The sequence below is a fragment of the Cupriavidus sp. C3SS-1 genome (genome assembly GCF_057073755.1).
Window position 1 is genome coordinate 622,212 of record NZ_CP172700.1, and the last position, 19,850, is coordinate 642,061.

Sequence of the window (19,850 nt, forward strand, 5' to 3'; positions counted from 1 at the left end):
TCTGCGGACACCGTTCGTTACGGAGGCAACATACCGGGCGTTGAGGGTTGAGCGACCGGCGCCTGGAGGGCCGGGCGCGAACAGGGCGGGCCGCGGCCCGCCCTGTTCGCGCCGCGCTTCGATGGCGGCTTAACTATGCGCGCCGTCGGTGAACGGATCCCGCCGATCCGTGACGCCCCTCGCACCTTCCGAGTAGACGTCGAACTTGCCTGCCTTCGCCCCGTCGGTGTACGGGTCGCGCGGCCCGTTGATATGCGTCTTGCCGCCGCTGGAATCGGCAGGCAGGTTACTTGCATGGGCCAGGACCGCGGACGAAGTCAATGCGGCGAGAACAACAGTGGATAGGATTTTCACGACAGTCTCCAAATCTAACAGCGGTGGTGTCCATAGCGGTGCCGTCAGGCCTACGCTTGGTATGTGCATGTCGGGCCCGCTTTCTGGAGGCCGGTGCCCCTTGCCTTCGGGTTCGCCATGCACTTGTCCAATTGCGCCGGCATCCTGTTTATTCCCTGTTCAGTTGCCCAGTTCTGTCCGGATGGCCTGCGCGAACGCGTTCACATGAACCGGCTCGGCGTCGCTGATTGCCCAGAAGTCCATACCGTTCTGGTGCCAATGGACGATCGAGTAGCCGTCGGATGAATCGGCCACCGGGGTTGAAACGCCGCCCCCTGACGGGAAGACGTAAAGATCGATCGGGTGCCGCTGGTAGCGGTAGATCAGGACAGCCACCATGCGATGGTCGACGTAGTCAACGCGGCCGCCAGCCAGGGGAAAGTCCCCACCCGGCAACTGGATGACCGGCGGCGCGTAATCGAGCCGCCCGTTGAACCAGGGCTTCACCGTGTGCTGATCGGTTGACAACACGTCCATCGAGTGTTGCGACAGCAGCGCGCGGACGTGGCTTGTCACGAACTCCTGACCCATCCTGCTGCTTTGCTGCGACGGCACCAGCGAGAGCATGGCCACTACCACTGCGGAGGCGGCGACGCCGGCAAGGCCGCCGCCTGCCCACGCCAACGCAGGATTCATGGAACGCATGCGCCATGCCAGCCACGACACGCGGCGCGATTTCCCTGGCAGCCCGGCCTCCACGCGTGCGCGCAGGTACGGTGGCGCACGGTAGTGAAGCGAGCCATCGCGCAATAGATCGTTCAGCGACGTCATCGCCTTGTCATCGTCCATGATTGGCTCCCATCGAACGACCCGGCACTGGCATTGGGGAAAGAGGGATGCGGCCGCCCCGGCCTTGCGTCTGGGCTGCCCGAACCGCGGTGCAGAGAAGCCGGCGGCCGCGCGCCAGCCGCGACATCACAGTGCCGATCGGAATGCCCGCGACGCTGGCGATATCGCGGTAGCTCATTTCTTCCAGCTCACGCAGCACGAGAACCTCGCGATAGTCGACCGGGAGTTGCTCGAGTGCGCGGTGTACCAATTGCGCATCGTCGCGGCGTACCGCCAGTGTTTCGGGATCGCTGCCGATATCGTCCTCCCATCCGGGCAGCCGCTCGTCGCCGTGGAGGACTTCGTCAAAGGGCGTGCCGTCGGCGGCGTCACGCCGCCGGCGCCATTCGCTGAACCATGTGTTCCTGACAATGGCGAGCAGCCACGCACGCGCATTGCCACCGTGAAAGGTGTCGAAGAAGCGAAATGCGCGCAAGTAGGCTGCCTGCACGATATCGTCCGCGTCGTTCGCGCTGCTGCTCAGCCAACGTGCCAGGTTGTAGGCAGCGTCGAGATGCGGCAGCATTACCTGCGCGAAACGGCTGGACTCATCAGTAGAGTTCACGGTGCTCTCCTCTGTCTTGCACCTGTCCTACCATCGGCTGCGGCGATTTATTCCGCACTACGATTCGTTCAGGAAGTCCGGAAAGACCTGCGTGAGCACCAACACGCCCTCGGGATTGAAGTAGAAGTGCATGGTCGAGTACTGCACGGCGTCAGACGCGAAGCGATAGCTCCAGACCTTGCGCCGCATGAGTGGGAAATAGGAGGTTTCCGCGGGCTTTCCGAAGTGGACCAGCACGTCCTGCATGGTCCACTCGCCGACCCTCGCCATGCCGAACTCTTCGGCGGTCAGCATCTGCCGGACACTGACTACGCGCCCGTCCGGGTCGATCTGGGCTGCCCATTTGGCTTCGCCCTGCGCGGGATAGAGCCAGCGGCGCGAACCATCCGGGAGCCGATAGACCTCGCGCGGCGGGCCAAGCGTGGCTTGCAACTCCGCTTCGCTGGCGCCCGGCGCAACCAATTGCCACGCGGGACTTGCACAGGCGAAGGCCAGGGCCGAGGCAGCCAGCGCCGGCAACAGCCTTGCATGCCGGACAAGGGGCGCCAGGACGCGCCGGTTTGGGAATATTGAAATCATGGTTGTCCTCCGACGGTCATGGTGCAACTCTCGCGATCCGACGCGGCGGAGCCGGACTATCTGCCGCGGCAGGCCAGGAGGCGGTGTCGATCGCAAGATGCTGTGCGACGTTCGGGCACCTGCATGTTTGCGTGGCTTGCCGCTGTGGCCACGAACACGCAGGCCTATCTCATTGAGTGACGGTGGTCAGTGCAGGCCTGGTGGTCTCGGCTGTGGTGCTGGGCGCGGTAGCAGGTTCCGACCGACGCTTCGCATCCAGCTTCTGCAATGCCTGCTGCAGATCGTCCGGATACTGAGTGTCACCGGGAGCCGCAGGGTTGTAGCCAACGGCCTCCAGTTCCTGCAGTTCTCTCAGGATGCCGGCGCGCGTGACCTGAGGCATATCGTTCGGCGCCGCGGGTTGGGCCTGGGCAAAGCCGGCAGCAAGGCAGATGGGTGACGCAATGGCGAGCACGCAATACAGCCGATTCAACGATCTCGTTTTCATTTCACAGCTCCTTGGGGGCAAAAGCGCTTCTGTCTTTGACGCGCTTGCATGCATAACCGGCGGTCTGCGTGGAAAATTCCGCCTGCCCGCGAAGAGGGTGCAAGAAGCTTCGGATGCCCCGGGCCAGTGACATGAGAGAGAACGATGTGCGAAGGCGTTACGCCATCCCTAGGATGCGTAAGGCGATTTCGGAATAAAGCGGGCGCCGCGGCAGTCTAGCGAAGGTGCCGGACGATCAGCTCCCCGGAATGCCTGGCGTGACCCGCATCAGGATCTCGCAATACCCGCTGAGGCGAGTGCAACGCTCGCCTGAGTCCGGCCCAGCACCCGCCAAGGACCCAAATGCTATTCGCCATCATTCAAAGCGCGTTCGCCTCGATGGGGCGTGCGATGCCTATGGCGGCATTGGCTTCAGTGTTCACGGTCGCGCAGGCGCAGGACGCCAATGTGGTCACGATCCGGAATTTCATGTTCTCGCCGATGTCCCTCAACATCAAGACCGGCTCGGCGGTGACCTGGAGCAGCGAACCACCAATCGCCTGTCGACAGGCGCTTTGCGCCGTACCGCTGGTGGCCGGCCGCGATGAGCCGGTGCCGGTCCGCGTCCTGTCCAAAGCGGCGCAAATGCCAATGCCTGTGGAATGAACGACGAGTGCTCCACCACGCTATGGCGAGTTCTCGGGTCGAGGCGGACGTACCGGCGATGGGCTCCGCAGAAACATCGCTTACGGTTTGTCACAACCTCGTCGTCAACGCCAATTCAAGACGGGTCGTTTTTACGGGCAAGCACAGCAACTTGCTGTGTCTCTAACCTCAAAGAAGGATTCATCATGAAGAAGCTGTTCGCCGCTGTCGCCTCCCTCGCCATCACCGGCGCCGCTTTCGCTCAAGGCGTTGCCCCGGCACCCGCTGCTGCCCCGGCACCGGCGGCTCCGATTGCGCAAGCCGCTCCGGCTCCCGCTGTGAAGGCCCCCCCCAAGACCGCTACCCATAAGCACGCGACCGCGCACGCCAAGGCCGCCAAGGTGAGCACGGCAAAGGCTGCTACTCCGGCGGCCGCAGCAAAGGCTACCCCCGTCGCGGCTGAGAAGGTCGCGCCGGCCCCCACCGCCACGAAGCAGTAAGGCGGCGTTGGCAAGGCGGGCGAAGGGTAGTCGTTCGAGCCAAACCTTCCCATGCCTTCAGCGGCTTCTCAAGAAAACGGCCGACCGATTGGTCGGCCGTTTTGCTTTTGGCTGCCGCGATCGATGCGTTCCGTCCTTAACGTGATCGTGGCCTTCAGGCGCGGCCGTTTGGTCTCTTGACCGGCGACCGCCATCACATCGCTCGCGTGCCAGGATCAATTCTTCGCTGTTCAGTGCATCGTGTAATTGAGCCGGAAGATCGACGCCACTCGCGAAGCGGGATGCGTGGCTCTCAGGCTAAGTTCCGGCCATGCAGATGGCCGCAGCGACCGGCTCTAAGGGCGACATTAAACGTCGACCCTGGCCGGTCTCGGACCGAGACTCGCCATGCCACTATGATGATGCCGGCTGCGACCCGACCCCAAGACCGGCGGATTCGCGGATGCAGTGGATGAAGTAGTCCGCCGTGCGCGTGAGGATCGCACCTTCGCGCAGCACCAGGGCCATCTGGATATCCGGAGGATTCTCCGGCAGCGCGAGAGGCGTCAACAGGCTGGCGATATAGGGCGAGCGTACCGACGCCAGCGACAATGGCACCACCGCGTCAGTCTCCAGCATGAGCGTGCTGAACAGGACGTTCGACGTGCTGCGTGTGATGCGGCGCGGCGGCGGCAGTCCGTGCCGGGCGAACAGGCCGGCGAGATAGGCGGGGTAGGTGTCGCTCGCGTCCTGGTGCAGCCATTCCGCGTGCCCTAGCTCCGCCAGCGAGGTTGCGCCGGCCAGCGGACTGCCGGCGCGCACTACGAATGACGTCGGATAGACCGCCAGTTCGGAGTACTGCAGGAACGGATCGGCGGCCAGAACCTGCGTGGCGGTGAGGCCGAAGTCGACCTGGCCGTTGCGCAGGTGTTCCTGCAGTCGCGGCGGGTCGAATTCCAGGAAGTCGACGCTCACGTCCGGCATGCCCTGTCGAAAGCGCGAGAATGCCGGCGGCAGCAGCGAGATGCCAGGTAGCGGCGACACCCCGATCCGGAGCCGGCCCTCATTGATGCCACGCCGCTGCGCCAGTTCTGACTCGGCCCGTTCGATTTCGCAGACGATCAGCCGAGCTCGCGCCAGCAGCGCCTGCCCATCGTTGGTTAGCGTCACGCCCCAGGAGTTGCGCGCCAGCAGTGGCACGCCGGCCTCGGCCTCCAACTCGCGCATGGCTTTGGTGATGGCCGGCTGGGTCAGGCACAGCGCACGCGCGGCGGCGTTGATGCTGCCGTGATCGGCAATGGCGACGAGGGCGCGCAGGTGGTGGTGTTTCATGCGGGTCTACCCGGTCAGGGGTTTACCTGAATAACCCCGGGTTATGGTTATCAACTTTCGTGCTTTGTTACTGCGGCGGGTGATTACTTACCATGGGCTTTCCGCATCCATCCCCACAGGAACCCGAAAATGTCGCAAGGCGCCGCCATTATTCCCGAAATCCACGCCCATCAGGCGGAATTCGTCGCGCTGCGCCGCGACATCCACGCACATCCGGAACTCGGCTTCGAGGAGGTCCGCACCAGCCGCCTGGTGGCCGACAAGCTGGCGGAATGGGGCTACGATGTGACGGCGGGCGTAGGCGGCACCGGCGTGGTAGGGCAACTGAAGCTCGGCAACGGCACGCGCCGCATCGGCATCCGCGCCGACATGGACGCGCTTCCCATTGTCGAGGCTACCGGCCTGCCATACGCCAGCACGCACCACGGCAAGATGCACGCTTGCGGCCACGACGGTCACACTGCCATCCTGCTCGCCGCCGCGCACTACTTCGCGACCACGCGCCGATTCGACGGCACGCTCAACCTGATTTTCCAGCCGGCCGAGGAGGGGCAGGGCGGTGCGCAACGCATGGTGGAGGACGGTCTGTTCAAGCGTTTTCCATGCGATGCGGTTTACGCCTTGCATAATGCGCCCGGCGTGCCGCTCGGGCACTTCGTTGTCCATGAGGGGCCGACGCTGGCGTCGTCCGATACCGTCACCATCACGCTGACCGGTAAGGGCGCGCACGGCGCGATGCCGCAGTACGGACGCGATCCCGTGGTGGCGGCCGCCGCCATTGTCATGGCGCTGCAGACCATCGTCGCGCGCAACCTGTCGGCCACCGATGCCGGCGTGATTACGGTAGGTTCACTGCAGGCCGGCACCACGCACAACGTTATTCCCGAGACGGCGAAGATCCTACTTACCGTGCGTGCGCTCGACCGAAATGTGCGCGACACGCTCGAGGCCCGCCTGCGCGAAGTGGTCGACCTGCAGGCCCGCAGCCTCGGTGTGAGCGCGGAAATTCACTATCACAAGGTCACCAGCGTGGTGGTCAATACGCCCGACGAAACGCGCTTCATCCGCGGTGTCATCCAGGACTCCTTCGGTCAGGACTGCGTGCAGGACATGGAAAAGGGCGCAATGGGTAGCGAGGATTTCTCATGGATGCTCGACGAAGTACCGGGCTGTTACGTTCTGCTCGGCAACGGTAGCGGCTCGCAGGGCGGCTGCATGGTCCACAACCCCGGCTACGATTTCAACGACGAGGCGCTCCCGCTGGGCGCGAGCATGTGGGCGCGGCTGGTTGAGCACTACCTCGTCGCCGCCTGAAAAAGGGAGGATGCTATATGGAGCAGAGACTCGATGCGGCCCTGACCGGCACTGCCTCGCCTGGCTTGCCGACCGCGCAGGCTGACGCCGCCACTTTCACCAGGCAGCGCCGCGCCGTGATCGCCGCCTCGCTCGGCAACGCGCTGGAGCTGTTCGACTTCACGGTGTTCAGCTTCTTCGCCGGGCTGATCGGCAAGCTGTTCTTCCCGGTAGAGGGCGAATATGGCCCCTTGCTGCTGGCGCTGGCCACGTTCGGCATCGGCTTTGTCATGCGGCCTTTGGGCAGCGTGGTGATCGGCAACTACGCCGACCGTGCCGGTCGCAAGCCGGCCTTAACGCTGACGATAGGCCTGATGGCGCTAGGCACGGCCATCATCGGTCTGGCGCCCACCTATGCACAGATCGGCATCGCCGCGCCGCTGCTGGTGGTCACGGGCAGGCTGCTGCAGGGCTTCTCGGCCGGCGGGGAGATCGGCGCCGCTACCAGCTTCCTGATGGAGTCCGGCACACGCAGCAACCGCGGCTTCATGGTGAGCTGGCAGATGGCCGGGCAGGGCGCGTCGGCGCTGGCCGGCGCACTGTGCGGCGCCCTGCTGACGCACGGCCTGTCGCAGGCCGCGCTGGAAAGCTGGGGCTGGCGTGTGCCCTTCCTGCTCGGCTTGCTGATTGGCCCGGTCGGCTTCTATATCCGCCGCCATCTCGACGAGACCCACCAGGACGTGGCGCGCGAGCGCAGCGCGCTGTCCGAGGCGGTGCATCAACATGGCCGCAAGCTGCTGCTCGGCACGCTACTGGTCCTTGGCGGCACGGCCGAAATGTATGTAGTGGTGTTCTTCACGCCGGCCTGGCTGGTCAGGACCCTCCACATGCCGGCCGCCACGTCGCTGCTCGCGGCCTGTGCGGCCGGGGCGATCATGCTGATGGTATCGCCGCTCGCGGGGGTGCTCGCCGACCGCCTGAGTCGCCGCAAGCCGCTGCTGCTGACGTTGCGCATGGTGTCGCTGGTAGGGATCCTGCCGGGATTTCTGCTGGTGCAGCATGCGCCGTCACTCGGGTCGGCACTGGTGCTGGTGTGCGGTGTAATGCTGCTGGCTACGTTGGGCGCGCCGGCCGGCTTTCTATTCATCATGGAGGCCTTCCCGCGCCGAGTGCGTGCCACCGGGCTGGCGATCATCTATGCCTGCGGCGTGACGCTGTTCGGAGGCTTCGCTCAATTTATCGTGACGTGGATGCTGAGCGTGACAGGTAGCCCGCTGTCGCCTGCATGGTACGTGCTCGGCTGCGGCACGGCGAGCCTGTTGGGGCTGCTGGCGTTTGCGGAGCAGCGTGTCGCGGATTGATTCGGCCGCCGCGGGGGCTTCACGGATGCGGCAGGCCGAGCCCGGCGACCGCGCTCCATCGAATGAGCACTTCGGTAGTACCGATCGCTATAGGGTTGGCCGACTTCGGTCAACTGGGTGACCGTGGCAGCCGTCGCTATGCGATCCAGTGCTGCGCCGCCGCTATAAGCTGAACGGCCGTTGTCGACCCGCTGCGGTCATCGGGGACGTCGCAACTGCAACGTCCGTTCTCAGCGTCCACCGGTCATTGGCCGCGTGCGTCGACCACTACAAAAAGCGAACTGCGCTCTTTGGCTCGTACGATGGGCGACTGAAGAGTGCCGAGAAAAATATATCGGGCGTGACATTCGCCACGCCTTCCGCTTTCCGCGTCCGGCCGCTGCGCTTGCGCGCACATGTACCAGGCTCCAAGCCGGTTTCACTGCAGGGAGAATGCGCGCCAGCAAGCAACGAATTGCCGTGCGAGCGTGCCGACTCTATCCGCGGAGTAGCCTCTGCGGGGCACCTGAGTGAGTTCCGGCATACCAGTTGACGCCTTTTCCGCCATGGCCGCCCTATCATTCGACCTTTGCGCCCGATTCCTTGATGACGCGCGCCCAGCGAACAGATTCGCTCTTCATGTACTGCGTGTACTGCTGCGGTGTGCCACCCAGGATTTCGGAACCTTGGTCGAGCAATTTATTCCGAACGGTCTTGTCCTGCAGCGTGTGCTCGGTTGCCTGACGCAGGCGACTGACAATGGCATCAGGCGTGCCTTTCGGAACAAGAATACCTTGCCAGGCACCCATCTCGAGCGAGTCCTTGCCCGTTGCCTCTTTGATGGTCGGTACATCGGCCAGCAACGTCGAACGCTTGGCACTGGTAATTGCCAAGGGCTTCAGCTTACCCGCCTTGATGTGCGGCGTCGCTTCGTTGAGGGGAAGGAACATGAACTGCGTCGAGCCGGAAATGAGGTCGGTGATGGCCGGAGCGCTTCCCTTGTACGCCACATGCGTAACGTTGATGTCCATCTCCTTGGCAAATAGCGCGCCGCCAAGATGCAACAGGGCCCCCGAGCCGGATGACGCATAGTTCAGCTTGCCAGGGTGAGCCTTCGCGTACGACACCAAATCCTTCACATTGGTGACTGGAAGCTTGGGAGTCGCCACGAGAACAAGCGGGATATTTGCCGTCAGACTGATTGGAATGAAGTCGGCGAAGGCGTCGAACTGCACGTTCTGGTACAGGGACGGCGCCAGGACGATGGCCGAGGTACTGTAGAAAATCGTGTAGCCGTCTGGCGACGAGCGTTTGGCTTCCGTCGCCGCGATGTTGCCGCCCGCCCCGGGCTTGTTGTCGGGGACAATCGATGTCGACAATTGCGTCGATAGCCCTTGAGCCACAATGCGCGCGTTGATGTCAGCCGAACCGCCGGGGGGGAAGCCGACGAGCATGCGCACCGGCTTGTTGGGATATGAGTCGGCTGCGAGCGCCACCGGCGCTACGCACGTGCTCGCGAGGACGGCCGCCGCCGATACGGCAAAGAGGAATTTTTGCATGATGGTGTCTCCAGGCTTTGTTTTTTGGTTGGATTCTTTTCTCAGGCCGCTTTCTCCAGCAGCCACTTCAGCGCATCGTCAAGAGAGGGGTTCTCGCCCACGGGCTGAGCATCGATAGCGGCGGCAGTATTCTTGAAACGAGCTTCGACACCAGGTAGCACAAGCGAGGTTAGGCCGGATCCCTTCAGTTCCTTCTGGGCCTCAGCGACTTCGTGAGTGCGACGCTTCGCGTGGATGGTGTGCGTTCGCACGAGCATGTCGATGAAGTCGGCCAACGGGCTCTCGTCGATATCTTTCAGTACGGCGTACAGCTTTGCGCGAACACCTTGTTTTTCCGCCGCCATGAGCAACTCGACGGCGAGCGCTTCCATTCCTTTGGTGAACACACTGCGAAGCACCTTCAGCGAAATAGCGTCTCCTGCAGCGCCGCCTTCAACGACGCGAATGTTGCCTCCAGCCGTCTGAATCAGCGAGGCGAGTTCATCGGCGCCCTGCGTCGCAGCACAGAGCAAAGGTGCCCGTGCCCAGGCGAGGGAAATGGCGCCCATCACCGCGACGTCAATGTAGTCAATGCCCTTGCTTTTAGCTCGCTCCGACGCGGCTCGCTTGTCCGCGGGGCTCGCCGTAGTCAAGTCCGCGTACTTGGCATGGGGTTTCATGTGTTCGAAGCACTGGCCGGCCACATCGAGCGCCACGGCTCCAAACACACACGAGAACACCCAATCGGCTTCGGCGAGCCAGGGGCCAACTGCCGACTCAACGGGTACGCCGAATTTGCTGGCCAGTTCGCGGCCGGCTTGCGAGAGGTGGGTGTCGCAGAACTGGAATGTTGTTCCCGGGATGGTGGCGAGGGCGTTGGCGTAGCAGCGGCCCACTTCGCCGAGGCCAATGATTGCGATGTTCAAGACTGTCTCCTGGCTGGATGCTGATACAGCCGAAGAGTACAAAGAAAATACAGTTAGAGCAACGCGAATCGAGAAGCCTCCGGGTAAACGTGAGATTTACCCGCCGACCCTAGCCTATAAAGTGATGTTATAGGATTTTAATGTTCTAATTTTGTATTCTTCCTAGCGTCGGGTTGCAAGCTGTCCAGCCGGCGACTCATGAAGCGCTGGTTCGAAATGAGCAGGTGGACCGTCATCACTTGCTCGGCAAGGTCACCATTCCCCAGTTCCACGGCCAAGGTAATGTCGCGGTGATGCTGAAGGCTGCGAAGGAGGTCGTCCCGCTCATAGAGGAAGAACGAGCGGGTGATGATGGGCATGTCTATCATCGTCTCAAGCATCGTCTTCAGACGTTGAGACCCTGCGGCATCGAGCAGCATGCGGTGAAATCGGCTATTGGCGGCTTGGACCTCGGCGATGGCATCTTGCGAGACTTCAGCTTGGTCGATGGCGTGGGCCATCTCCTCGTTGCACCGCTTGAGTTCCGCAACCATTCGAGGGTCGGCGCGCTCCGCAGCAAGCCGTGCGGCAAACGGTTCCAAGCGAATCCTGAGGCGGAACATGTCCTCGATATCCCAGCGCGTCCAGCCGGCAACGAAAACGCCGCGGCCCGCCTCTGCGACAGCAAGACCGTCATCAATCAGCCGTTTGAGCGCCGCGCGCACGGGCGTCCGACTGACGCCTATGTCCTCTGCAATGCGCTCTTCTTTCAACTGCGTGCCCGCCGTGTAGTGCCCCGCGACGATACGCTTTTTCAACACTTCGTAGGTCTGCTCGCTGCCCTTTTTCATCGCCGTTGTCGAGGGGGTTCCTCTGCCTCCGTTGTAGTCCTGTCTCCTTGCGTTCGCCAAGCGAGACGCGCCGCAATCCTACCAAAGACTCCCCCGGGCGCCGGAAACAGGTTTCAGCCAAGTTACTTTTTCGGCGGATGTATTTTATTTGTACGATGCGACCGAGCATCCCTCGCAAAACCCTAACGTTTACCCGTACAAAATAACGATCTCCTTGCACCTCATTGTTTTTATTTTGTACTATCCGTTCGATGCGCAATCGCCAACACGAACCCCACCAAGGAGACTACATGTCCATCACCGCACAACAACTTGACCGCCTCAAGGCCTTCGGTACCGCCACCATCCATGAGGCGCAAGGCCAGAAAGGCGCACTGGACGTCGGCATGAAGCCGCTGGACCCGACCCTGCGCATGGCCGGCCCAGCGGTCACCGTCGACATCCGGCCCAGTGACAACCTGATGATTCAGTACGTGCTGACCCAGACGAAGCCGGGCGACGTGCTCGTCGTCGACGCCAAGGGGTTTTTGGAAGCCGGTCCGTGGGGTGACATTCTGACGTTGGCCGCCATGAACCTCGGCATCGCAGGGCTGGTCATCAATGGCTCCGTTCGCGACGGTAATGCCATCATCGAAATGGGCTTCCCCGTGTTTTGTCGTGGCCTGTCCATCAAGGGCACCCACAAGAACCAGCCCGGCAAGATTAACGTTCCGGTGCACATGGGCGGTGTCCAAATCAACCCTGGTGACATCGTGGTCGGCGACCGCGATGGCCTGGTAGTGGTAGCCGCTGATGAAGTGGAGGGTGTCATTGCCAAGAGCGAAGAGCGTGAGCACAAGGAAGAAGGCATCCGTGCAGCGCTCGCGGAGGGCAAGACCATGGTCGAACTGATGAATCTCGGTGAGACTCTGCGCCGCTTCGGCTTCCAGTGATGTGTCGGCACCCGGATTTGCGGGTGCGCGACTACCTACCTCTTGCTCGAGCGCTCGCAGAAGCGCATTCCCAGAATTTGGAGACATCCCATGCACATTCTCGTGCGCATTCTGACCGCGTTCGCCATGAGCGTTACGGTTTCCACCGTTGCTATGGCTGCGGATTCCCATGGTCCTGTGCGAGTGGTGGTGCCATTCGCCGCAGGCGGTGCCACGGACGCGCTTGCGCGGCTGCTTGCACCGGGACTTGCCAAGGAGCTTGGCCAGACCGTCGTCGTCGAAAACCGCCCCGGCGCAAGCGGGCAAATTGGCACGGCCTACGTGAAGAACGCCCCGGCTGACGGCTCCACCTACCTTTTGGCGCTCGACCATTCGGTAGTCATCGTGCCCTTGATTACGCCTTCGGCGGGGTACGATGCGCTGCGCGATTTCACGCCGCTCGGCACGGTTGCGCGCTTCCAGTGGGCCTTTTCCGTTCCCAACACCAGTCCCGCGACAACACTCAAGCAATTTATCGAGCTCGCAAAGAAGGATGCGAGCAAGCGGAACTTTGGCGTCCCGCTGATGGGTGGGATGCCCGACCTTATCGGAGCCAGTGTAGGCGGCAAGGTGGGTGCTTCCATGGAAGCTATTCCTTTTAACGGTTCGGCCCAGATGATGCCTCAACTGATAGGTGGCCAGCTTGCGTCGGGCGTAACTGGCACTCCAGAAGGAGTCACGATGGCACGCGGAAAGAAGGTGAGGATTCTTGCGATTACCGGAGACAAGCGTTCCACACTGCTGCCTGACGTGCCGACTTTCGAGGAGCAGGGCGTTCAAGGCCTGAGTCTGAGCAGCTTCAATGCCTTCTTTGCACCAAAGGGCCTGCCGGCGCCTATCGCAGAGAAGTTCAATGCCGCCCTTCGCAAGACATTGCAAGATGCGGACGTCCGAAAGCAGATCAATGACATGTCCCTCGACATCGCATCGTCGAGTTCGCTTGCCGACGCGACGACAGAACTGCAGCGTACATATCGCTTTTGGCACACTGCAGCGCCTGCTAAGCGATAACTCGATACCGCAGACAGACGATACCCACCATGCCCATTGCTATGACAGTCCCGCACTCGACCGGCACGGGAAGGCCTTTGTTTCGCATGCCGGCTGACGCGTGTGACTGCCATATGCACGTGTTTGATGCGGCTCTACCGTTTGCAGCCAATGCATTGCTGACACATGGTCCTGCGACATCGGCGCAGTACAGAATGCTGCAGCAGCGGTTGGGCACGTCGCGCAACGTAGTGGTTCAGCCTTCATCCTATGGGACCGACCACCGGGCATTGCTCGCTGCCCTCCAGGACTTTGGCGATACCGCTCGCGGCGTGGCCGTCATTAGGCCAGAGACGGAAGACGCGGCGCTGGATCAGTTAGCTACCGCCAATGTCGTCGGGGCACGCATGAATCTGGTCCAGCGCGGCGCAACAGACATCGTCATGGCCCGTCCCTTGGCGGCGAAACTGCGGCGGCTGGGCTGGCATTTGCAGGTCCACCTGTGGCCCGAAGCGTTTTTGACAAACTTGGACCTGCTGCTTTCCCTGGGCGTTGATGTGGTCGTTGACCATTTCGCCCGCGTGTGGAGCGACGAGAGGCTGGCGCCACTCGTTGAGCGGGGTGTACATAAATTGCTAGGGAGTGGCCGCGGCTGGCTGAAGCTCTCCGGAGCCTATATGGCGGTTCTCGACGGAAACCCGGACTCATGCCGGCTCGGGGAATTCGTTAATTCGGTCGTAGAGCGATACCCCGACCGGTTGGTGTGGGGGACAGACTGGCCTCACGTGACAGAAGCCACTAAGCCGGATGATGCGGCATTGATGAATCTCCTCGCAAGATGGATTCCCGACGAGGGTGTAAGAAGCACCATTCTGGTAGCGAACCCCTCCACTCTTTACCAATTCGACCGCCGACGGTGAGCTCTGGCCCACGAACGAACCTGTCGAACATAACTTGTTTAATGCAGCGAGCGATTCTTCAAACAGCCGTTCGTAGCACATGCACTGCATAGGAGACCCGCATGACAGCGGCAGCGCAGACTGACTACCGCGCGACAACGATTCGAAAGATTCAGTGGCGCATCCTTCCATTCCTTGTGCTCCTCTACATCATCGCGTTCATTGACCGGTCCAACATCGGCTTCGCCGCGCTCAAGATGAACGGGGACCTGGGAATCTCCTCGACACAGTTTGGCGTCGCTGCGGGGTTGTTCACGGTCGGATACTTCCTCTTCGAAGTACCGAGCAATTTGCTGATGCATCGCTACGGCGCCCGCAAGTGGATTGCACGCATCTTGTTTACCTGGGGAGCGGTTTCCGCTTGCACGGGCTTCGTGCACAGCTACACGCAGCTCGCCATCGTGCGCACAGTGCTGGGCATCGCTGAGGCAGGCTTTTTCCCATGTGTGCTCCTCTACCTGACCTACTGGTTTCCGGAGAGGGAGCGGGCCCGCGTAGTGGCGCTGTTTATGGTCGCATTGCCCATCGCGACTCTGGCGGCAGGACCGCTTTCTGGTGTCATTCTGGACCACGTGCACTGGGCAGGCGTTGCTTCGTGGCGCTGGTTGTTCATCCTCGAAGGGGTGCCGGCGGTTCTGCTGGGTTTCGTGGCGCTGCGGATACTTCTAGACAGTCCGCGTGATGCCAAATGGCTGACCTCGGATGAGAAGGCGTGGCTCACCGGCATTCTCGAGGCGGAAGCGAAGGCAAAGGTGAAGCAACACGGGGAAATGTCGTTCTGGAAGAGTCTCAGTGGCGTGCGCATCTGGCTGCTTGCATTCATCTATTACGCCAAATCCGTGGCCGTGTATGTGCTCGCGTTCTACTCGCCGCAAATCCTAAAAGGGCTCGGCCAGGAACTTAGCAACACAACGGTGGGCCTGCTGAACGGGCTTCCCTACGCTGTCGCGACCGTGGTGATGGTCTGGTGGGCACGGCGTTCTGACCGGACCGGCGAGCGGCGTTGGCATGTGGCGCTACCGCTGTTTACCGCTGGCGTCGCCCTCGTACTGATGGCGATAGCGGCCGGCAACCTGTGGGTATCCCTGGCATTGCTGACAGTGGTTACTGCCGCAATCTACGCACCGTATGGGCCCTTCTGGGCGATGCCTTCTCTTTTCCTGACCGGCTCCTCGGCGGCCGTTGGTCTGGCGGCGATTAACTCAATCGCGAACCTTGGTGGCTTCGTCGGACCGGTCGCATTTGGCGCGTTGAAGGATTCGACGGGGTCGATTTATGCTGGCTTGGCCTTTGTAAGCTTGACGCTCGTCGCTGCAGGCATCCTCGTGGTGCGCCTGCGATTCGTCAAGGAAGCGGAACAACGCATGCGAGCAACGATGGCGACCGCTATGGCCGCGTGAGAGCAATCGGTAGCGGCTTGGACTCAACGAGGCCGATCCGCGTTGACCAGCAAATGACTACACACCGGGGTGACCAAGGCAGCCGTTCATTCTTACGCGTAGTCGCAACGCTTCACGCTACGTGATAGCAACGTCAGGATCCTGCTGGTAGCGCCGCCTTGGGTCGATACCGATTTGTCCTTGTCCGCGTCATGGTGTCTCATGAGGGCGCCTACGCCATATATAACCGGTAGTGACGGACGACGCAGCAACGTTCGCGAGCGGGGAGCTGAACGGCCGCTTCGTGAAATGGAACGGACGTTTGGATGTCCGGGGCAAGGCTCAGCGCAGTGTCCGTTGGTGGCCGGGTGCGGCCAAATCGGGCGAACATGCAGACCCGGGCTGAGCCGCGGTCTGTGCGCAATGGCCGGGGGGCGAAAGAAGCATCTTGGTCTCCCTGTCCGGTCCTTGCGGCGGTTCTGTTCTCGCGTGTTGCGCTGGAATTGCCGGGGCTGGACTGCAGGGTCGGCTGACTTTATTCAATGCTGCTTCATCTTGCTATAGCACTTGCGCCCGGTAGCGCATTGGCGTGTCACGTCTACGGTTCCGTCCTGAACCGGACAGCCGGCAACTGTATCTTCCAATTTCGGATATCCGGGCCCGTTTCCGCCGGAAGCGGATTGAAGCGCCGCGAAAGTTCTCCAGTTTCGGATAGTCCTTGGGGTAGTGGATTCCTACACTCGATCCATCCCCCAACACCAGACAATTTCGCGGGATGAAAGATTCCCCAGATGGCCAGATGCGCCAGCAACCGGCAGGTGTCCCGTCCACAGCCCGTTGCCTTCAGTGTTTTCCGTTCGCAGGAAATTTACGAGCGTGAGCAGGAGCGTATCTATCGCGGGCCGTATTTGGGCTTGCGGTCTTAGCCCGCGAGTTTCCAATCTCGCAGATTTCAAGACCGCGCTCGTTGGCGATACCCCCGTGGTGATGACACGCACTGCGAGCGGCTTACGTAGCGCCTCGTAGTGCTCCATGCTGTCATCTGGCCAGCAATTCACGAAGCTTGCAACCCATGGTTATACTGCGATGAAAATCCAAAATCGAAGAAGACGGGTACTCAAGGCCGGCGTCGCCGCCATATCGTCACTCGCGTCCGTTTCAGGATTGGCTGGGCAGCGCGGTCTGGTTTACCGAGGCTACACGCAAAAGCAACTCGATGATGCCTATACGCAGTCGGTTTGGGCGCCGAACGCCAATGAGGTTGTTCAGAGCTATCGCCGACACAGTGAAGCTGCGCGCCGCTATATCGCACCCGCGACGTTTCGCTATGGAACTAAGCCTTCCGAAACGCTGGACGTGTACTCAAAAAACAGCACAGCACTCAGGCCTGTGATGATCTTTATCCACGGAGGCGCATGGCGGGCCGGGTCTAAAGACGATTCGGGAGGGTGTGCGCCCACGTTTGTTGATGCGGGCGCCATATATGTCGCTATCAACTTCGACAACTTGCCTGATAACACGTTGCCTGGGATGGTCGAACAATGCCGGAGTGCCATCGAGTGGGTTCATAAGAATGCTCCGATGTTCGGGGGTGACCGAGATCAGCTCTTCCTGTCGGGGCACTCGTCGGGCGGCCATCTTGCCGCGGTCATGTTGACTACCGACTGGACGGAGCGTGGGCTTCCGCTCAACTTGATCAAAGGCGGGGTTCTTATGAGTGGAATGGGCGACCTGGAGCCGGTTTTGCTGTCGGTTCGGGGAAACTATGTGAAAGTGTCGAAATATGAGGCACGCCAGTTGAGTCCGATCTATCACGTCAACCGATGCCAGTGTCCTGTTATGGTCGCTTGGGGTAGTCTCGAAAGCCCGGAATTTAAACGTCAAAGCATCGAACTGGCGGAAAAGCTCCGGGAGGCGGGAAGGCTGGCGTCGGTCTGTGTCCTTGAGGGCGTCAACCACTACGAAGTCGTCAATGAGCTGAACAATAGCTCCAGTGCACTTGCCAAAAGCGTGCTCGCCATGATGCGGCTGGTTTCATAAGATGGCCGGAGCCGACTCTGGAGCGTCCTTCGGGCACACACAAAGTCGGCGGCGCTTCCGGTTGCGAAGAGGCCGCCTCAACGTCCCGGCTACAGCTCATACGAATGACGCGTTATGGCCGCTCTCGGTCCTTCGCCTATCCGGGCACGGGCCTTCTGACGCCAAGGGCAACTACCGACCCGTCTCGGGCATTCGGGTTTTGGGTGCCAGACGACCGCTCTGATGGGGGAAGCGGCCGTTCGCCGCATCAGATTCTTGACTAGCATGAAGCTCAACCGGGGCGGGTCGCTCGAGGCTTCATGACTCGCATCACAGAGTGATGTTCGACGTCCTTCAAAGGGAGGTAGATTTCATGCGCAACAGGATCTATGGCCAGACTATGCGCATTTGGCCCTACAAAGCCTTCCCCAACCTTTTTCACCCCCGTTTCAGTGACCTTGAAAATCGACAGCACCCCTGCTTCGCTTGCCACATAAACCTGTGAAAGGATGGCGTCGTAGCCCAGCACGTCCGGCTCTCGGTCAACCCCAAAGTTCGCGACCATCTGCTTACTCTTTATGTCCAGTACGAGCAAGCGATCATTCCCTTCGCAGGCGATAAAGGCGAGCCTCAGCTCCGGCACAATCAGCAGCCCGTGGTTACCGGCGGTCCCCGGCAAGATAATGCGGTCCACGATCTTATCCTTGCGCGGATCAATCTCGACAAGCGACCGGCGTCCCTGGACGTTGACGAAGATGTGCCGGGTGGCCGGATCGTACTGTGTGTTACCGACGGCGCCGCCCAACTCGATGGTAGCGACACGCTGATTGGTGCGAACGTCAATCACGGTCTCCGTATTGCCAGTCTCATTGGAGACGTACAGCTTGCCAGCTTCGGGGGCATAGGCGATGCCGTCGGGATAAACACCGCCGGGTATGCGCGCCACAATCTTTAGTGCGGTTGCATCAATTGCCACGACTTCGTTTGTCGCAGCCGCTGATGCATATACGCGATTGAGTTCCGGAACAGCCAGCGTGCCGTGCACGTGACCGACATCGCCAATCGTTGCCAATATGGTTTTGGTGTTGATATCCATGACGACGACTGCGCTATCGCCAAGGTGTGCAATGAAGAGTCTTGAACTGGCTGGGTCGAGGCTAAGATAGTCCCAGCGCGTCGTGCCGCCGGGTAAGGGAAAATCACCTACATGCTGCAGCGGAAGAGCCCGGGAAGGTAGTGCTGTTGTAGCGGGAAGGCAATGAGCCGGGCCGAGCAATACGGCGAGAGCGAAGGCGATACCGGACAAGCATCTTCGCGATGGCGTTTGGTACAGATTTCGCCTCGTGTTCATCCCTGACTCCCAGCATTGCTACCGATGCACGCTGGCCTGTGCATCGAGGGCCTTCTTGACAGTGGTTGCCAGTGCTGTCGCCTTGTCCTTGCCCCAGTAATGCAAGAACATGTAGCGCGGCTGCTCGTCGATCATGTGCTGATGGATGGCAACGATATTGATGCCGCCCGATCTCATCGCTTTGAGTACTGGCTGAAGCTCGTCCTCGCGCATCACAAAATCGCCATCTACGACCGCCATGTCGTCAGTGCCGGCGAACGCCGCCCATGTGTTCACGCCCATTTCGTTGCCGAAGCTCACCCCATGCATAGTCGCTTTGGCGCCAATCACAACCTTGAACATGCCGTTGCTGGCTTGTCCCTTTTTTCCGAGGATGGCTTCCAAGGGCGCGGGACTGATTGCGTTGTTTTGCCCAATTGTGCCCGGGAACGTGGATGCCACCGAGGGACTGGCGGCCCGAATCTCTGCCACCTTGTCATACAGCTTCTTTACGCTGCCGGCGAGCTGTGCAGGGTCGCCCATGCCACTGATGTGCATGAAGTACACCCGTGGCTGGTCAAAGAAAAAGTGATTATGGAGTGCCGTAACCTGCAGCCCGGCCTCAAGCGCTGCGCTCATGGCAGGATTTACCTCGTCCTCAAAGAGAACGGTGTCTCCCATCAGCATGACCTGACGTGCACGCGCGGGCGTGAACGCTGCCCAAGAGGTCAGTCCCATGAAGGGGGGCATGGTCGTGCCATCCACCTTGATTGGAATATCCGTACGCGGCTTGGAAACCTTGAACACATTCTCGGCCTCGGAGAAGCTGCCTTTCAGGCCCGTGACTTGCTCGATTTGTGCGGTATCCATCGTCGCGCGTCGTTCTGCAGGCGCTGCCACAGCGATCGCACATGCGCCAAAAATGCTGGAAAGGCCCACAACAATTTTTTTTGCCATTCGCATGATTCACTCCGGTCACTGTTGAAGA

The 19,850-nt window shown here is 61.1% G+C and carries 20 protein-coding genes and 1 pseudogene; 10 read left to right on the top strand and 11 right to left on the bottom strand.

Annotation, left to right across the window (positions count from 1 at the left end; genetic code table 11):
- Positions 1–129 precede the first annotated feature (129 nt).
- The 5 genes from ACIGJC_RS18870 to ACIGJC_RS18890 all read right to left on the bottom strand — a co-directional run bounded on the left by ACIGJC_RS18870 (position 130) and on the right by ACIGJC_RS18890 (position 2,852).
- Complete coding sequence (locus ACIGJC_RS18870; RefSeq protein WP_483713620.1) at positions 130–354, bottom strand: hypothetical protein; 225 nt, start codon at positions 352–354, stop codon at positions 130–132.
- Positions 355–513: 159 nt separating this feature from the next.
- Complete coding sequence (locus ACIGJC_RS18875) at positions 514–1,182, bottom strand: anti-sigma factor family protein (protein WP_483713621.1); 669 nt, start codon at positions 1,180–1,182, stop codon at positions 514–516.
- The gene (locus ACIGJC_RS18880) at positions 1,172–1,747 is read right to left on the bottom strand and encodes an RNA polymerase sigma factor (protein ID WP_483714475.1); all 576 of its coding nucleotides are present in this window, start codon (positions 1,745–1,747) and stop codon (positions 1,172–1,174) included. The genes ACIGJC_RS18875 and ACIGJC_RS18880 overlap by 11 nt, the downstream gene beginning before the upstream one ends.
- Positions 1,748–1,843: 96 nt before the next feature.
- On the bottom strand, positions 1,844–2,365 hold the full coding sequence (locus tag ACIGJC_RS18885; protein WP_483713623.1) for a dethiobiotin synthetase: 522 nt from the start codon (positions 2,363–2,365) through the stop codon (positions 1,844–1,846).
- 169 nt (positions 2,366–2,534) lie between these two features.
- Positions 2,535–2,852 carry a DUF4148 domain-containing protein gene (locus ACIGJC_RS18890; protein ID WP_483713624.1) on the bottom strand — a complete coding sequence of 106 codons (318 nt, stop codon included), beginning with the start codon at positions 2,850–2,852 and terminating at the stop codon, positions 2,535–2,537.
- 342 nt (positions 2,853–3,194) lie between these two features.
- Between ACIGJC_RS18890 and ACIGJC_RS18895 the strand changes: the two genes are divergently transcribed.
- Positions 3,195–3,497, top strand: coding sequence for a hypothetical protein (locus ACIGJC_RS18895; RefSeq protein ID WP_483713625.1), 303 nt, complete (start codon positions 3,195–3,197; stop codon positions 3,495–3,497).
- A 185-nt stretch (positions 3,498–3,682) separates the two neighbouring features.
- The gene (locus ACIGJC_RS18900) at positions 3,683–3,976 is read left to right on the top strand and encodes a hypothetical protein (RefSeq protein ID WP_483713626.1); all 294 of its coding nucleotides are present in this window, start codon (positions 3,683–3,685) and stop codon (positions 3,974–3,976) included.
- 393 nt (positions 3,977–4,369) lie between these two features.
- Here ACIGJC_RS18900 and ACIGJC_RS18905 read toward each other — a convergent pair whose 3' ends face one another.
- Positions 4,370–5,287, bottom strand: coding sequence for a LysR family transcriptional regulator (locus tag ACIGJC_RS18905; protein ID WP_483713627.1), 918 nt, complete (start codon positions 5,285–5,287; stop codon positions 4,370–4,372).
- Between the two features lie 129 nt (positions 5,288–5,416).
- On the opposite strand from ACIGJC_RS18905, the gene ACIGJC_RS18910 reads away from it, so the two are divergent.
- Both ACIGJC_RS18910 and ACIGJC_RS18915 read left to right on the top strand, forming a co-directional pair.
- A complete protein-coding gene (locus ACIGJC_RS18910; RefSeq protein WP_483713628.1) occupies positions 5,417–6,601 on the top strand; it encodes a M20 aminoacylase family protein in 1,185 nt (394 codons plus the stop codon).
- A gap of 17 nt (positions 6,602–6,618) precedes the next feature.
- A complete protein-coding gene (locus ACIGJC_RS18915) occupies positions 6,619–7,941 on the top strand; it encodes an MFS transporter (protein WP_483713629.1) in 1,323 nt (440 codons plus the stop codon).
- Between the two features lie 557 nt (positions 7,942–8,498).
- On the opposite strand, the gene ACIGJC_RS18920 is transcribed toward ACIGJC_RS18915, so the two are convergent.
- The 3 genes from ACIGJC_RS18920 to ACIGJC_RS18930 form a co-directional block, all read right to left on the bottom strand.
- On the bottom strand, positions 8,499–9,479 hold the full coding sequence (locus ACIGJC_RS18920) for a Bug family tripartite tricarboxylate transporter substrate binding protein (protein ID WP_483713630.1): 981 nt from the start codon (positions 9,477–9,479) through the stop codon (positions 8,499–8,501).
- Positions 9,480–9,520: 41 nt separating this feature from the next.
- On the bottom strand, positions 9,521–10,384 hold the full coding sequence (locus tag ACIGJC_RS18925; RefSeq protein WP_483713631.1) for an NAD(P)-dependent oxidoreductase: 864 nt from the start codon (positions 10,382–10,384) through the stop codon (positions 9,521–9,523).
- Positions 10,385–10,521: 137 nt separating this feature from the next.
- On the bottom strand, positions 10,522–11,214 hold the full coding sequence (locus ACIGJC_RS18930; RefSeq protein WP_483713632.1) for a GntR family transcriptional regulator: 693 nt from the start codon (positions 11,212–11,214) through the stop codon (positions 10,522–10,524).
- A gap of 290 nt (positions 11,215–11,504) precedes the next feature.
- On the opposite strand from ACIGJC_RS18930, the gene ACIGJC_RS18935 reads away from it, so the two are divergent.
- From ACIGJC_RS18935 to ACIGJC_RS18960, 6 genes and pseudogenes are all read left to right on the top strand, one after another.
- Complete coding sequence (locus ACIGJC_RS18935) at positions 11,505–12,146, top strand: 4-carboxy-4-hydroxy-2-oxoadipate aldolase/oxaloacetate decarboxylase (RefSeq protein WP_483713633.1); 642 nt, start codon at positions 11,505–11,507, stop codon at positions 12,144–12,146.
- Positions 12,147–12,236: 90 nt separating this feature from the next.
- Positions 12,237–13,196, top strand: a complete 960-nt coding sequence (locus ACIGJC_RS18940) for a Bug family tripartite tricarboxylate transporter substrate binding protein (protein WP_483713634.1) — start codon at positions 12,237–12,239, stop codon at positions 13,194–13,196.
- A gap of 29 nt (positions 13,197–13,225) precedes the next feature.
- Positions 13,226–14,095: an amidohydrolase family protein gene (locus tag ACIGJC_RS18945; RefSeq protein ID WP_483713635.1), complete on the top strand. Its 870-nt coding sequence runs from the start codon at positions 13,226–13,228 to the stop codon at positions 14,093–14,095.
- A 101-nt stretch (positions 14,096–14,196) separates the two neighbouring features.
- Positions 14,197–15,534 carry an MFS transporter gene (locus ACIGJC_RS18950; protein WP_483713636.1) on the top strand — a complete coding sequence of 446 codons (1,338 nt, stop codon included), beginning with the start codon at positions 14,197–14,199 and terminating at the stop codon, positions 15,532–15,534.
- Positions 15,535–15,606: 72 nt separating this feature from the next.
- Positions 15,607–15,711: pseudogene (locus tag ACIGJC_RS18955) on the top strand (short-chain dehydrogenase); the annotation flags it as partial.
- An 834-nt stretch (positions 15,712–16,545) separates the two neighbouring features.
- Entirely contained in the window at positions 16,546–17,553 is a 1,008-nt protein-coding gene (locus ACIGJC_RS18960) for an alpha/beta hydrolase (RefSeq protein WP_483713637.1), read from the top strand.
- Positions 17,554–17,824: 271 nt separating this feature from the next.
- On the opposite strand, the gene ACIGJC_RS18965 is transcribed toward ACIGJC_RS18960, so the two are convergent.
- Both ACIGJC_RS18965 and ACIGJC_RS18970 read right to left on the bottom strand, forming a co-directional pair.
- A complete protein-coding gene (locus ACIGJC_RS18965; protein ID WP_483713639.1) occupies positions 17,825–18,883 on the bottom strand; it encodes a YncE family protein in 1,059 nt (352 codons plus the stop codon).
- An 18-nt stretch (positions 18,884–18,901) separates the two neighbouring features.
- Entirely contained in the window at positions 18,902–19,825 is a 924-nt protein-coding gene (locus tag ACIGJC_RS18970) for a DUF1259 domain-containing protein (RefSeq protein WP_483713640.1), read from the bottom strand.
- Positions 19,826–19,850: the final 25 nt, after the last annotated feature.

Excerpts from the sequence above, each read along its gene's own strand:
- ACIGJC_RS18875 (WP_483713621.1), bottom strand. The coding sequence starts at position 1,182 with ATGGACGATGACAAGGCGATGACGTCGCTGAACGATCTATTGCGCGAT.
- ACIGJC_RS18880 (WP_483714475.1), bottom strand. The coding sequence starts at position 1,747 with ATGCTGCCGCATCTCGACGCTGCCTACAACCTGGCACGTTGGCTGAGC.
- ACIGJC_RS18885 (WP_483713623.1), bottom strand. The coding sequence starts at position 2,365 with ATGATTTCAATATTCCCAAACCGGCGCGTCCTGGCGCCCCTTGTCCGG.
- ACIGJC_RS18890 (WP_483713624.1), bottom strand. The coding sequence starts at position 2,852 with ATGAAAACGAGATCGTTGAATCGGCTGTATTGCGTGCTCGCCATTGCG.
- ACIGJC_RS18895 (WP_483713625.1), top strand. The coding sequence starts at position 3,195 with ATGCTATTCGCCATCATTCAAAGCGCGTTCGCCTCGATGGGGCGTGCG.
- ACIGJC_RS18900 (WP_483713626.1), top strand. The coding sequence starts at position 3,683 with ATGAAGAAGCTGTTCGCCGCTGTCGCCTCCCTCGCCATCACCGGCGCC.
- ACIGJC_RS18905 (WP_483713627.1), bottom strand. The coding sequence starts at position 5,287 with ATGAAACACCACCACCTGCGCGCCCTCGTCGCCATTGCCGATCACGGC.
- ACIGJC_RS18910 (WP_483713628.1), top strand. The coding sequence starts at position 5,417 with ATGTCGCAAGGCGCCGCCATTATTCCCGAAATCCACGCCCATCAGGCG.
- ACIGJC_RS18915 (WP_483713629.1), top strand. The coding sequence starts at position 6,619 with ATGGAGCAGAGACTCGATGCGGCCCTGACCGGCACTGCCTCGCCTGGC.
- ACIGJC_RS18920 (WP_483713630.1), bottom strand. The coding sequence starts at position 9,479 with ATGCAAAAATTCCTCTTTGCCGTATCGGCGGCGGCCGTCCTCGCGAGC.
- ACIGJC_RS18930 (WP_483713632.1), bottom strand. The coding sequence starts at position 11,214 with ATGAAAAAGGGCAGCGAGCAGACCTACGAAGTGTTGAAAAAGCGTATC.
- ACIGJC_RS18935 (WP_483713633.1), top strand. The coding sequence starts at position 11,505 with ATGTCCATCACCGCACAACAACTTGACCGCCTCAAGGCCTTCGGTACC.
- ACIGJC_RS18940 (WP_483713634.1), top strand. The coding sequence starts at position 12,237 with ATGCACATTCTCGTGCGCATTCTGACCGCGTTCGCCATGAGCGTTACG.
- ACIGJC_RS18945 (WP_483713635.1), top strand. The coding sequence starts at position 13,226 with ATGCCCATTGCTATGACAGTCCCGCACTCGACCGGCACGGGAAGGCCT.
- ACIGJC_RS18950 (WP_483713636.1), top strand. The coding sequence starts at position 14,197 with ATGACAGCGGCAGCGCAGACTGACTACCGCGCGACAACGATTCGAAAG.
- ACIGJC_RS18960 (WP_483713637.1), top strand. The coding sequence starts at position 16,546 with ATGCTGTCATCTGGCCAGCAATTCACGAAGCTTGCAACCCATGGTTAT.
- ACIGJC_RS18965 (WP_483713639.1), bottom strand. The coding sequence starts at position 18,883 with ATGAACACGAGGCGAAATCTGTACCAAACGCCATCGCGAAGATGCTTG.
- ACIGJC_RS18970 (WP_483713640.1), bottom strand. The coding sequence starts at position 19,825 with ATGCGAATGGCAAAAAAAATTGTTGTGGGCCTTTCCAGCATTTTTGGC.